A 12,807-nucleotide genomic window follows, 5' to 3' on the forward strand; every position below is an offset into this window, starting at 1 on the left:
GCCGTCGGGCTTTTCCACCACGGAGAGCAGACACCCTTTTCCCGTCTCGTCGCTAACCATCGCTAGAAGATGGACTCGGGGGCCCTGCTCGACATACTCGGAAACGAGAACCGGCGACGCATCCTGCGCTTGCTCGCGCGCAAGCCCTGTTACGTCACCGAAATTTCCGAGTATCTCGGCGTCAGCCCGAAGGCCGTCATCGACCACCTCCGGAAACTCGAGGAGGCCGGCCTCGTGGAGTCCCGCGTCGACGACCGGCGCCGGAAGTACTTCAACATCTCACAGAACCTCCGCCTCGAGGTGCGGCTCTCCCCGTTCGACTTCGGCGCGAAATCCGCGTACCCCGCGAGCGCGGACCTCGACATCAGCCGCTGCCAGCACGTCTCCATCCGCGTCCAGCAGGACAACACGGGCGACGTCGCCGAACTCGCGTCGAAGCTCCAGGAGCTGCGGGACCTCGAGCGCGAACTGTCGATGGCCCAGCGCTGGGTCCAGGGCCGCCTCGCGGACGTCCAGAACCGCCTCTCGGACTCCGTCGACGGCACCGAGGAGCGACTGTACGCGGACGTGCTCGGCCTGCTCACGGGCGGCGCGCAGACCGCCGGGGAGCTGGCTCGCGCGATGGACGCGCCCGAGCCACTCGTCGAGGGCGTCCTCGAATCCCTGCAAGAGGAAGGCGTCGTCGCGCGTGCGGACGATGGGTGGACGATCACCGAGTGACGCGCTAGTTAGTGACGACCGAGTAGCAATGCGGACGACGACCGAGTAGCAATGCGGACGACGACCGAGTAGCAATGCGGACGACGACCGAGTAGCAATGCGGACGACGACCGAGTAGCAATGCGGACGACGACCGAGTAGCAACGTTTTCCTTCGCCCGCGGGCAATCCGGGAGCATGAACGCAGGGGACAGGGTGCGCGTGGAGCGCGGCGGCACGGCCCACGAGGGCGTGTTGCTGCCGTCGACGTCGCCCGAGCATCTCGTCGTGAAACTCGACTCCGGATACAACGTCGGCGTTGAGCACGCGGACGCCGACGTGGACGTTCTGGAAACCGGCGTCTTCGACGTCGAGGGCGAGGCGGACAGCGAGAGCGCCGGGACCGACGCCGAGGACGAGAGCGACGAGCGAGCGGAGGCGGACGTCGAGTTCGACGACGACCTGCCGACGATATCGCTCATCTCGACCGGCGGCACTATCGCGTCGACCGTGGACTACCGCACCGGCGCCGTCACCGCGCAGTTCGACGCCGAGGACGTGCTGCGGGCGGTTCCGGACCTCGCTGGGCGCGCGAACTACCGCGGCCGGGTCGTCGCGAACATCCTCTCGGAGAACATGGAGCCCTCCATCTGGCAGGACCTCGCGGAGGCCGTCCACGAGGAAGTCGAGAACGGCGCGGACGGCGTCGTCGTGATGCACGGCACGGACACAATGCAGTTCTCCGCGAGCGCGCTCGCCTTCATGCTCGACACGCCCGTGCCCATCGTCTTCACGGGGAGCCAGCGCTCCGCGGACCGGCCGTCCTCGGACAACGTGATGAACGCGGTGTGCGCCGTCGAGGCCGCGAAGGCCGACGCCGCCGAGGTGCTGGTCTGCATGCACGCCACGGAGAGCGACGACCGGTGCGCGCTCCACCGCGGCACTCGAGTCCGGAAGAACCACACTAGCCGTCGTGACGCCTTCGAGACCGTGGGCGCGCAGCCACTGGGCTACGTGGACTACGACGTCGCCAGCGACGCGAGCGGCGACGCTGCGGGCGTCGAGTTCACGAAGTCCTACAGGGAACGCGACGCTGTCGACCTCGCGCTCGACGCAGACCTCGAATCCGACGTGGAACTCGTGAAGTTCACGCCCGGCATGGACCCCGCGTTCCTCGAAGCGTGCGAGGGGAAGGCGGGCGTCGTCCTCGAGGGCACGGGCCTCGGGCACGTCCACACGGACCTCGTGGACACCATCGAGGGCCTCGTCGAGGACGGCACGGCCGTCGTGATGACGAGCCAGTGCGTCGAGGGACGGGTGTGTGACCGCGTGTACGACACGGGTCGCGACCTCCTGGACGCGGGCGTCGTGGAGGGCGAGGATCTGCTCCCCGGCACCGCGAAGGTGAAACTGATGTGGGCGCTCGCGAACAGCGAGAGCGTCCCGGAGACGATGCGAACCCCCGTCGCGGGCGAGATAACCGAGCGCTCCGTTCCATGGGAATGACACAGCAGAACCTCCGCGTGCGACAGGCGACCAGCGAGGATTACGACGACGTCGTCGAGTTCACGAGCGACATCTGGACGCACCGCAGCGGCGACTACATCCCGCACGTCTACCACGACTGGATCGCTGGCGACGGCGACGACCAGCGCACGTTCGTCGTGGACACGGGCGACGACATCGGCGGCATCCTCCAGGGCGTCATGCTCTCCGAGCACGAGGCGTGGCTCCAGGGGATGCGAACGAACCCCGAGTTCCGGGGTGAAGGCATCGCGAACCTGCTGAACGAAGCGGCCTTCGACTGGCTCGCCGGCCAGGGGGCGACGGTCGCACGCAACATGGTGTTCTCGTGGAACAGCGCCGGCCTCGGGGCGTCCCGCGCCGCCGGCTTCGAACCCGGTGTGGAGTTCCGATGGGCGCACCCCGACCCCGACGGTGACGCGCTCGCGGCCCTCGACACTGACGCCGCCGTCGCGCACGACGCTGACGCCGCGTGGAGCCACTGGGTGGCCAGCGAGGCCCGGGACGTGCTCGGCGGGCTCGCACTCCACCCCGAGGAGTCGTGGGCGCTCTCGGAGTTGACCCGCGGGACGCTCCGCGACCTCCACGACGAGACCACTGTACTCACCGTCCAGAACGGCGGTACGCGAGCGATGGCGTTCCGCATCCGCGACTACGACCGCGAGAACGACGACGGGGAGACGGTTCACTGGGCGGAGTACGGCGCGGCGACGTGGGACGACGTCGAGGCCGCCCGCGCCCTGTTCGCTGCCGTCGCGGAGGACGCCGCCGCGCTCGGGGCGGACAAAACCCGGGTCCTAATTCCGGAGACGCCGCGCCACGTCAGCGACGCCGCGTACACGCGCGCCGGGACGAGCGACGAACCGAAATTCCTGCTGGAGTGCGACCTCACCGACCGGCGGTAGTCGCGCACCGTCACCGAGGACGCGGTCCCGCACCGCTTCCACGGGGCAAGCATATGTGTCGTGGTCACATGGTGTAACAGGCATCGCCATGAAACCGTGCCACAACTGTCAGGCGGTCATCGACGAGTACACCCTGGACAAACAACTCGAACCCCTGCGCGAACTCACGGTCGACGACTTCCACGTCTGTGCTGACTGCGCGACCATCGTCGCTGACGCGTGCGTGAAGTGTGGCGGCGCGGTGTACGTCCCCCGGACCGTCGCCGACACACCCGACTACTGTCCGGCGTGTCGGTCCGACCTCATCGACCGCACGGGCCACGACCCCGGCTGGCACCGCGACGCCGTGTCCGCCTGAACGGGGCCCGTCTGCGGCCGATTTTTTGCGCCGAGAGCATCTGACTTTTCGTGGAGTGACAGTTCAGTGCCAGCCACAGCACCGACGCCGGGACGGTGGATTGCCGTCGACCCGACACCCCAATTTAGGACCCCGGGCGACGACACTCCCCGCATGGACGTAGAGGCGTTCTTCGAGGGGATGCCGTTCGCGGAGTTGCTCGGCGTCGAAGTCACCGAGGCCGCGGACGGCCACGCCGAGGGCGAGGTAGCGGTCACGCAGGAACTCTCCTGGCACGCCGAGGAGGTGAAGGCACACGGCGGCGTGACGTTCACGCTCGCGGACACCGTCGGCGGTGCCGCGCTGGTGTCGCTGGTCGACCAGCCCGTCCCCACCGTCGACATGCGCATCGACTACCTCGCGGCGGCCTCGGGCGACCTCACCGCGTCGGCCGACGTGGTGCGCTGCGGGTCGGACGTCGGCGTGGTGGACGTGACGGTGTTCGACGAGGACGGCGAGGAGGTCGCCGACGCGCGCGGCGTGTACAAGACGGGTTGAACGGAGGCTACGTCGCGCTTCGCTACACGTGCGGCGCGACGTCGTCCCCCAACCGTTCGACGCACTCGACCATCGCGTCCGTGTCGAGCCCGGGGTAGTACGTTCGCAGGACGACGTGGACGTCGTCGCCGAGCGCGTCCCCGTACGTCCCGAGTTCCTCCCGGACCTGCTCGGGGGTGCCGAAGACTGCCTGTTCTTTCAACTCCTGCTTGCGCTCGGCGTCGAGTTCGTCGACGGACTCGCCGGAGAATATCTCCGCGTAGCGCCGCTGGAGGTAGAAGTACCCGGGCTTCATCGTCTCCCAGGCTTCCTCCTCGGAGTCGGCGACGAAGCCGTGCCGGAGGACGTACGTGGTGAACTCGCCGTCGAGGCCTTCCTTCTCGCGCACCATCTGGACGTCCTCGTGGCGCTTGCGGACGCCCTCGACGGAGAGTTTCGAGGGCGCGACCCACGCGTCCGCGGTGCGCGCGGCGCGGCGGACCGCCGGCTTCGCGGCGCCGCCGAGCATGATGGGGACGTCGCCGTCGGGTTTCGGCGTGACCGAAACGTCCGGGTCGACGTCGTGGAAGTCGGCGTCGTAGTCGAGCGGGCCGTCACTCCACGCCGCGCGCAGGAGTGAAGTCGCGTCCTCGAGGCGCTCGACGCGCTCCTCGCGCGGGACGCCGAACTGCTCGAACTCGCGGGGGTTCGACCCGATGGCGAGGCCGAGCGTGAGCCGACCGTCCGAAATGAGGTCGATCGTCGCGGCGTCCTCCGCGAGTCGAACGGGGTCGTACAGCGGCGCGAGCGCGATACAGGACCCGATCTCGATATCGTCGGTCTCGGCCGCGATGGCGCCGAGCGCGGGCGTCACACCCGAGAGGTAGTCGTCCTCGGCGAAGTGGTGTTCGGACACCCACGCGGAGTCGAGGCCGGCGTCGTCGATGGCGCGCGCGAGCGTCAGCATCTCCTCGTAGCGTTCGCTGCCCGAGCGGTCGTCGTCGGGGCGTTGCTGGCACGTGAACAGGCCGGTTCCGAGTTTCATTCGTTGTCCTCCATTTCAGTAGTCGATGGTGGTGATCTCCGCGACTGGCCACTGGCTCAGGACCTCCGGGCCGTCCTCGCGCACGGCGACCATCTCCTCGACGCGGACGCCCTGTCGGTCGGCGGGCTCCTGTGTCTCGACGGCCATCGTCATCCCCGGCTCTATCTCGATTGGGTGGTCCTCCGAGACGCCGCGCCAGACCAGGGGGACCTCGTAGAGTTGGAGCCCCAACCCGTGGGCCCAGTGGTTGGTGGTCATCTGCCAGTACTCGTCGGCGCCGTAGTAGTCGGCGTGCTCGCCGTCCATGTCCGGGAATCCGCGCGCGACCTCGTCAGTCGTCGCGCCGGGTTCGAGGCGCTCGATGACGTCGTAGAGGTTGTCGCGAGCGGTCTCGTAGGCGTCCCGCTGTACTTCGGTGGGTTCGCCGAGGGAGAACGTGCGGTAGTAACACGAGCGGTAGCCGAGGAACGCGACGTTGTAGAAGTCCGCGTACACCAGGTCGCCGGGCCGGAGCACGCGGTCGGTGGTGTTCGCCTGGTGTTTCGGCCACGTGTTCGGCCCCGAGGTGAGGTAGCCGCCGTGGACCGTCGCGCCGTGGCGCCACAGCTCTCGCACTGCCTCGCCCCACACCTCGGACTCGCGCATCCCGGGTTTCGCGACCTCCTTGATCTTCTGGAAGCCCGCCTCGCAGATGGCCGCCACCGTCCGAAGGCACTCGATTTCGTCTCGCGTCTTCGTCTTTCGCGCGTCCTCGAGCAAATCGATAGCGGCGTCGTGGCGAACGTCCGCGCCGCGCTCGTCGAGTGCCGACTGGAGGCCCGCGTTCCCGATATCGACGCCCATCGGCTGGTCGAGCAGGTCGTACTCCTCGAGAGCGTCGACCACCGTGTCGGCCATCGTGCCGAGGAGGAACTCGCGGGCGGAGTTCCGGCCCGACGCCCGCGGGACATTTCCGAGGCCGGGGCACGCGTACCGCACGTCGTCCAGCCACGGGGAGTTGTACCGCTGGTTGCTCGCGTGGTCGGCGGTGTCCCAGTGGACGATGGTGCCGTCCTCCAGAAGGAGCGTGTAGTGGTCGGCGCCGCTCCCGCCCGTCATCGCGAGTCCCGTCACGTAGCGGACGTTCGGGTCGTTCAGAAGGAGGACGCTGCCGAGGCCGGCGTCGTCCATCCGGTCGAGCACGCGCTGCTTGCGGTCCTCGCGGAGGCGCCGGACGTCGATGCGCTCCTCCCAGTCGACCGCCATCGTCCCGCGGGTTCCGTCCATGAACTCCCGCTCGTGCATGGGTCCACGTACCGCGACCCGCGTTATCAAACTGTGCAAGAACTGCCGCGACTGAACGGCCGGCGCGCTGACGGGCGTTCGGGGCCGGACTTTTGTCGAACCCGGGCGTCGGGCCGGTATGACCGACACTCCCGCCGACGGGCCGGACGGCGACGTTGCCGCCGACGTTCGCGAGCGGATCGAATCCGACCCGTTCTGTGCGTCCATCGGCGTCGAACTCGTCGAACTCGGCGAGGGAACCGCCCGCACCCGCCTCCGCGTCACCGACGACCACCTGAACTTCCACGGGACGCTCCACGGCGGCGCGTGCTACTCGCTCGCGGACGCGGCGTTCGCCGCGGCGTCGAACTCGCGGGGCGAGACGGCGGTCGCGCTCGAGACGAACGTCTCGTATCTCGACGCCGTCGAACCGGGTGAGACCCTCGAAGCCACCGCCGAGGAGACCCACCGCTCGTCGCGCACGGCGGAGTACGACGTCGTGGTCAGCACCAGCGACGGTGACCGCATCGCGACGTTCCGCGGGCGCGTCTATCTGCCATGAGACGCCGACCACGAGCATCGGCCGACCGGCCAGCCGGCGGTTCTAGTAAACCAAATAGCCGGCAGGTCCAGTAACAGTAGTTGCCAATACGGTTTCTTTACTCAGAGTTGAGAATGAAAGCCCCGTTTAGTACAGATGGTGTATTCAGCATACTGCCGTTCATTTCTCTGCTATTCTGACTTGTGAGCAGGTAACGGTGAGTAGAACTGAGCTTACGGAAGCGCCGTCCGAAGGTCTTCACAGAGGTCCTCGGCGTCTTCGAGGCCGATAGATACCCGTACCAACGTCTCAGGAATCTCTGCTGAATCCTCACTACGACTGAACTCGTCGGGGAGCATTAGTGACGGTACTTCGATGAGGCTTTCAGCGCCACCAAGACTGGCCCCCGGCGTGAATACTTCAAGCCCCTCAACGAACGCCTCGAGTTCGATGCGTGTTCCATCGAACTCGAAGGACAGCATCCCACTATACCCCGACATTTGCTCATTTGCAAGCTCGTGTTGTGGGTGACTCTCAACACCCGGATAGTAAACACGGGAGACTCGGTCGTGGCTTTCGAGGAATCGGGCGACTTCCAGCGCGTTCTTCTCGTGATGTTCCATCCGCGCAGGCAGTGTCTTGATGCCTCGCGCCACGAGGTAACAGTCGAACGGGGAGAGCATATTCCCGAGTCCAACGCGCTGTCCGAACGCTAATTGCTCGAAAACCTCCTCGACGTCGGTGATGACTGCACCGCCAATCGAGTCGGAATGTCCGTTGAGATACTTGGTAGTGCTGTGAACGACGATGTCGGCGTCCAGTTCAAGCGGGGCTTGGTAGTACGGACTCGCAAAGGTACTGTCCACGCCGAATAAGGCATCATAGTCATCGGAAATGTCGGCTATCGCTTGAATGTCGCACAACCTCATCAAGGGGTTCGATGGTGTTTCAACCCAGATCAAGTCAGTATCCGCATTGACTGCATCAGCAACGTTGTCTGGGTCACGGGCGTCAACAAAGTCGATGTCCACGCCGAGATGCCCGGCCATGTGTTCCGTGAGTAGTTTTTCAGTTCCGCTATAGATGGAGTCCGAGGAGACGACGTGGCCTCCCGGTGGGACCAGCGACAGCATCGTCGTCGATGTGGCGGCCATTCCGGAAGCGAACGCCAACCCGTACTCTCCACCTTCGAGACGAGCTAACTGTGCTTCGAGGGCCGCCCGAGTCGGATTGCTCTCGCGAGAATAGTCGTGTTCGTTGGCGTTTTCTCCACTTGCCCACTCGAATGTAGTCGATAGGTGGATTGGCGGGACGACATCGTTCGTTCCACCTCTGTGAGGATGCGTCTCAGATTCCGCTGACCCGACGGCGAGGGTAGCAAATCGATTTCTGTCGGAGTAATCGTTTTGTCGTGACATCTGTCATTCACCACCAAACCCTCTCAACCCGGTTAAAGAGGAGCCCAGAAATATATTCTCAGTCACAATGGATAGTTGTGAAGTTTCCGGCGAAGGTGGCCAGAAACCCAAAACCGCCTCGTGTAGTCCAACGAGTCGTTGACCGCTACCCGCTGTCTACTCCGACAGGAAGCGTCTTGTTCGCGTAGGTGGGTGAATAATCCAGATGTATTTGGTAACGTTCCGTCTCGACCCGGGTGAGTACGATGCGGAGTTTCACGATTTGAACGATGCGATACAGGCGGCTGCCGAGAACACGAAGGGGTATCTGGGCAAGCAGACGTGGCAGGCACCGGATAGTGAGGAAGTTCTCGTCCTCTACTACTGGGAGTCGTTAGACGCAATCGAGTCGTTTAGGTCGGGTGCGGACCACAAACGTGCGAAACAGCGGTGGGCAGAGTGGTATGACGCCTACGAAGTGACCATTACGGAGGTCATCGACACATACGGGAGTGGGTTCGGCGAAGACGCGAGTCCAATTCGGTAGGAGTACCCTCTTGTCTCGAGTAGTGAAGCAACCTCACTCGCTTCGCTCGCGGATTCTACATTCGCTGTTCTACTTACCGATTCAGTCGCTCCAGTTCCTATTCTGAACAAAGAAACCGCGCTAGCAACGACTGGTGAACCGACCAGCCGACAGTTTCGGCCCACTGACCAGCCGGTAACCTGGCGGTCGCCGGAAGAGCTTCGCTCTTCCGAGACGCCGAAAATCGCGCAGCGATTTTCGGAAGACTTCCGAGGGCTTCGGGGCGTTGTCGAAGTACGAACGAAACGAAACTGCCCGTACTACTCTCGGTGGTCCCAGACGCGCCGAATCTTTCCGGTTTCCTGGCGTTCGATACCACCCGGAGCAACCACGTCAACTTCGTCCGGGCGCAGGGCGAGCACGTCCGCGAGTCGGTCCTGGACGTCGTCGGCGAGCGCGTCGGTGGACCCGGAGAACTCCTCGTGGTGTTCGATGGTCAACTCGAGTCGGTCCAGGTTCCCCTCCCGGTGGACGTCGATGCGGTACTGCGGGGCGACGTCCTCGAAGTCGAGGACGGCGGCCTCGATCTGACTCGGGTACAGATTGACGCCGCGCACGACGAGCAGGTCGTCGGTGCGCCCGGTGACGTTGTCCATGCGGACCATCGTGCGGCCACAATCGCATTCCTCGCGGGTGAGCGAGGTGACATCCCCCGTCCGGTACCGGAGCACGGGAAGGGCTTCCTTCGTGAGCGTGGTGAGGACGAGTTCGCCCTCCTCGCCCGGGGGGAGCACCTCGCCGGTCTGCGGGTCGATGACCTCCGGGTAGAAGTGGTCCTCCCAGACGTGGAGGCCGTCCTGGGCGTGCTCGCACTCGATGGCGACGCCCGGGCCGATGATCTCCGAGAGGCCGTACACGTCGATGGCGTCGACGCCGAGTGCGGCCTCGATCTCCTCGCGCATCGGGTCCGTGAACGGTTCCGCGCCGATGGTTACAGTCGAAAGCGGGAGGTCGCGGACGTCCACGCCGTTCTCGGCGGCGCGCTCCGCGAGGTAGAGGCAGTAGGAGGGCGTGGACGCGAACGCGTCGCTCTCGAGGTCCTGGAGCATCGATATCTGGCGTTCGGTGTTGCCGCCGCCGGTCGGAATCACGGTCGCGGGGAGCGCCTCGACGCCGTCGTGGAAGCCCAGACCGCCCGTGAACAGGCCGTAGCCGTACGCGTTCTGGACGGTGTCGCCGGGGGAGACGCCGGCGGCGTACAGCGAGCGCGCCATCACGGACTCCCAGACGCCGAGGTCGGTCTCGGTGTAGCCGACGACCTTCGGCTTCCCGGTGGTGCCCGAGGATGCGTGAATCCGTAGGACGTCGTCCATGTCGACGGCGAACAGGCCGGTCGGGTACTCCTCGCGGAAGTGCTCTTTCGTGGTGAATGGGAGTTCCTGGAGGTCCTCGACGCCCTCGATGGTGTCGGGGGAGACGCCCGCGTCGTCGAGGCGATCGCGGTAGAAGGGGACGTTCTCGTACGCGCGCTGGACGGTGTTCGTGAGTCTGGTGTCCTGGAGGGCCCGGAGGTCGTCGCTGTCCGCGGTCTCCACGTCGTGGTACGGCATGTCTTAACACGTATCCTGCGGGGAGTTATCTGTTCGGGTGGGTGACGCATCTCGGCGCACCGCGCGGCGTGCCACCACGCGACGTACCTTTAAGGGAGCGGGCGGCGACCCTCGAACCGATGTACAAGCACGTCGCGCTCCTGGTTCGGCAGGCCGGCCTGAGCCACGACGAGTTCGTGGACCACTGGCAGACGAACCACACGCCCATCGCGCGCGAAATCGAGGGCGTCGTCCGGTACACGACCGTCCTCCCGACGGACCCGGAAGCGGCGGAGTACGACGGCATCGCTGAACTCTCCTTCGAGAGTCTCGACGCGCTGTACGACGCGCTCGGCAGTGAGGGATCGCGGGATTACGACCCCGCGAAGGGGAAGGCGAAGGAGGCCCGCGAGGACGTCGACAACTTCCTCGCCGTCGAGGAGCGCCCGCGACTCATCGGCGAGGAGATCGTCGAGAAAGACCAGTTCGACGGCGACACCACCGGCCTCTACAAGCATTCGGCGTTCCTCGTGCGGAAGGACGGGATGACCCACGAGGAGTTCCTCGACCACTGGGCGAACGAGCACGTCCCCATCGCCCGGGAGATTCCCGGCGTCGTGCGGTACGCTCGCGTCGTCCCCACTGAACCCGAGGCCGCGGAGTTCGACGGCGTCGCGGAACTCTACTTCGAGGACCTCGGCGCCCTGGAGGCATCACTGGGCGTGAGCGGCAACCGGGATTACGACCCCGACGACCCGAAAGCCGCTGCCGCGCGCGAGGACGTCGACAACTTCCTCGCCGTCGAGGAGCGCCCGCGGTTCATCGGGCGCGAGACGGTCCAGAAAGACGAGAGAGGAAACGATGGCGCCTGACTTCCGAACGCAGGTCGAGGACGCGTTCCCCGAGCTCGACGACGTCGAGGACGAGGCCCTCCGCGAGAAAGTGCTCGACGCGTGGGTGCTCGGCCTCGAACGCGGCGGGTGGCGGAACGTCCACGACATCCCGTACGCGTGGAACATCCACGAGGTGACGAACGTCGAGCACGTCCGCGGCGTCACGAAGATAGCGGAGCGCTCCGGCGAGATCCAGCGCGAGTTCCACGACGCCGACACGGACATGGACGTCGTGCGCGCGGCGGCGCTCCTCCACGACGTCGGGAAGTGCTACGAGTACGTCGCGCACGTCGAGGACGCCGTGCTCGACGACCCCGACCCCGAGTACGCGAACGAGGACGTTCCGCACTCCCTGTCGGGGTACGCGCTCGCCCACGAGGTCGGCTGTCCGCTCGCAGTCCAACGCGCCATCCCGCACTTCCTCGGCGAAGTCCCGAAGCGAACGGTGGAAGCGGAACTCGTGAAGAGCGCGAACTCCGCGAGTTCGAACGCCATCACCCAGGCGACGATGGGCATCTCCCTCGACGAGTGGGTCAAGCAGTACTCGCAGACCACGGAGTAGACAGGAGAACAGAGCGGCGTCGGCGCGGCTCAGACGGGGTCGAGACCGTGCTCCTCGCGGAGCACGTTCACGTACTCGCGGACGCCCGCCTCCAGGTCGTACTCGGGGTCATAGCCGAGGTCCCGTTCCGCGGCGGTCGTGTCGAGGGTCTGCGTCCACGGCAGTTCGCCCTCGTCCGAGACGGTGAGGTCGGCCTCGGGAACGACCCGACGGACCACCTCGGCGGCCTCCCGGATGGTCGTCGTCTCGCCGGCGACGTTGTAGACGCGCCGCGAGAGGTCGGCCTCGTCGGCGAATGCCGCTTTCCGGAACGCCTGCGCGATGTCCCGGACGTACTGCCAGTCGATGTACTGGTCGCCGTACTCCACAGAGAACGACTCCCCGAGCGCGGGTTTCTCGATGAGGTCGACGAGGAACGCCGACCCGCCGGTCTCCCGGTAGGGGCCGTAGGCGACAGTAGGTCGAAGACCGACGTGGGAGACGCCGAACTCCTCGTACGCGCTCGCCTGGTGTTCGTTGTACTCCTTCGTCGCGCCGTACAGCGTGTCCGGGTAGACGAGGTCCTCCTCAGTGACGTCGCCGTCGTAGTGCTCCGGCGAGGCGTAGACGGCCGCACTGGACGCCCACGCGACGCGGTCGAGGTCGAACGTGCGCGCCGCCTCGAACACGTTGTTCGTCCCGAGGACGTTCACTTCGAGGGCCGCGCGCGGGTCGTCCGCGGCGGTGTTCGTGAGCAGCGCCGCGAGATGCACGATGCGGTCCACGTCGTGCTCGCGAACCGCGCGGAACACTTCGGTTGCGTCGGTCACGTCGCCGCGCACGACGTTTACGTCCTCGGCGACGCCGAGCGCCGACAGTTTCTGGCGGTCCGTGGAGATGTCGAACGCGACCACGTCGTGTCCGTGCTCGACGAGTTCCTGGGCCGTGAACGCGCCGATGAAACCGGTACCGCCCGTCACGAGAACGGTTGACATGTTCGCGACGACGGAG

14 protein-coding genes are annotated in these 12,807 nt (G+C 66.0%); 9 read left to right on the forward strand and 5 right to left on the reverse strand.

Annotated elements, in window-relative coordinates; all coding sequences use genetic code 11:
* The first annotated feature begins 69 nt into the window (after positions 1–69).
* The 5 genes from LT970_RS10075 to LT970_RS10095 all read left to right on the forward strand — a co-directional run bounded on the left by LT970_RS10075 (position 70) and on the right by LT970_RS10095 (position 4,022).
* Positions 70–720 (forward strand): ArsR/SmtB family transcription factor, encoded by a 651-nt coding sequence (locus LT970_RS10075; protein WP_232686341.1) that lies wholly within the window; start codon positions 70–72, stop codon positions 718–720.
* A gap of 176 nt (positions 721–896) precedes the next feature.
* Positions 897–2,204 (forward strand): Glu-tRNA(Gln) amidotransferase subunit GatD, encoded by a 1,308-nt coding sequence (gene gatD, locus LT970_RS10080; protein ID WP_232686342.1) that lies wholly within the window; start codon positions 897–899, stop codon positions 2,202–2,204.
* On the forward strand, positions 2,195–3,127 hold the full coding sequence (locus LT970_RS10085) for a GNAT family N-acetyltransferase (RefSeq protein WP_432419598.1): 933 nt from the start codon (positions 2,195–2,197) through the stop codon (positions 3,125–3,127). Before gatD ends, LT970_RS10085 begins: the two co-directional genes overlap by 10 nt.
* An 88-nt stretch (positions 3,128–3,215) precedes the next feature.
* Positions 3,216–3,485 carry a DUF7571 family protein gene (locus LT970_RS10090; RefSeq protein WP_232686343.1) on the forward strand — a complete coding sequence of 90 codons (270 nt, stop codon included), beginning with the start codon at positions 3,216–3,218 and terminating at the stop codon, positions 3,483–3,485.
* Positions 3,486–3,638: 153 nt separating this feature from the next.
* Positions 3,639–4,022 (forward strand): PaaI family thioesterase, encoded by a 384-nt coding sequence (locus LT970_RS10095; protein ID WP_232686344.1) that lies wholly within the window; start codon positions 3,639–3,641, stop codon positions 4,020–4,022.
* A gap of 22 nt (positions 4,023–4,044) precedes the next feature.
* Here LT970_RS10095 and LT970_RS10100 read toward each other — a convergent pair whose 3' ends face one another.
* Together LT970_RS10100 and LT970_RS10105 are read right to left on the reverse strand one after the other, a co-directional pair.
* The gene (locus LT970_RS10100) at positions 4,045–5,046 is read right to left on the reverse strand and encodes an LLM class flavin-dependent oxidoreductase (protein WP_232686345.1); all 1,002 of its coding nucleotides are present in this window, start codon (positions 5,044–5,046) and stop codon (positions 4,045–4,047) included.
* 15 nt (positions 5,047–5,061) lie between these two features.
* Positions 5,062–6,312, reverse strand: a complete 1,251-nt coding sequence (locus LT970_RS10105) for a M24 family metallopeptidase (RefSeq protein ID WP_349292262.1) — start codon at positions 6,310–6,312, stop codon at positions 5,062–5,064.
* Positions 6,313–6,448: 136 nt separating this feature from the next.
* Here LT970_RS10105 and paaI point away from each other — a divergent pair, with 136 nt between their 5' ends.
* Positions 6,449–6,871, forward strand: a complete 423-nt coding sequence (gene paaI / locus LT970_RS10110) for a hydroxyphenylacetyl-CoA thioesterase PaaI (protein ID WP_232686347.1) — start codon at positions 6,449–6,451, stop codon at positions 6,869–6,871.
* Between the two features lie 212 nt (positions 6,872–7,083).
* Here paaI and LT970_RS10115 read toward each other — a convergent pair whose 3' ends face one another.
* On the reverse strand, positions 7,084–8,268 hold the full coding sequence (locus LT970_RS10115; RefSeq protein WP_232686348.1) for a trans-sulfuration enzyme family protein: 1,185 nt from the start codon (positions 8,266–8,268) through the stop codon (positions 7,084–7,086).
* Positions 8,269–8,473: 205 nt separating this feature from the next.
* Here LT970_RS10115 and LT970_RS10120 point away from each other — a divergent pair, with 205 nt between their 5' ends.
* A complete protein-coding gene (locus LT970_RS10120; RefSeq protein ID WP_269785468.1) occupies positions 8,474–8,794 on the forward strand; it encodes an antibiotic biosynthesis monooxygenase family protein in 321 nt (106 codons plus the stop codon).
* Between the two features lie 299 nt (positions 8,795–9,093).
* On the opposite strand, the gene paaK is transcribed toward LT970_RS10120, so the two are convergent.
* Positions 9,094–10,383 carry a phenylacetate--CoA ligase PaaK gene (gene paaK / locus LT970_RS10125; RefSeq protein ID WP_232686350.1) on the reverse strand — a complete coding sequence of 430 codons (1,290 nt, stop codon included), beginning with the start codon at positions 10,381–10,383 and terminating at the stop codon, positions 9,094–9,096.
* 119 nt (positions 10,384–10,502) lie between these two features.
* Here paaK and LT970_RS10130 point away from each other — a divergent pair, with 119 nt between their 5' ends.
* A complete protein-coding gene (locus LT970_RS10130) occupies positions 10,503–11,234 on the forward strand; it encodes an EthD domain-containing protein (protein WP_232686351.1) in 732 nt (243 codons plus the stop codon).
* A complete protein-coding gene (locus tag LT970_RS10135; protein ID WP_232686352.1) occupies positions 11,224–11,817 on the forward strand; it encodes an HD domain-containing protein in 594 nt (197 codons plus the stop codon). Before LT970_RS10130 ends, LT970_RS10135 begins: the two co-directional genes overlap by 11 nt.
* A 29-nt stretch (positions 11,818–11,846) precedes the next feature.
* On the opposite strand, the gene LT970_RS10140 is transcribed toward LT970_RS10135, so the two are convergent.
* Complete coding sequence (locus LT970_RS10140; protein WP_232686353.1) at positions 11,847–12,791, reverse strand: NAD-dependent epimerase/dehydratase family protein; 945 nt, start codon at positions 12,789–12,791, stop codon at positions 11,847–11,849.
* Between the last annotated feature and the right edge of the window lie 16 nt (positions 12,792–12,807).

The sequence above is a fragment of the Halobacterium zhouii genome, assembly GCF_021249405.1.
GTDB lineage: Archaea > Halobacteriota > Halobacteria > Halobacteriales > Halobacteriaceae > Halobacterium > Halobacterium zhouii.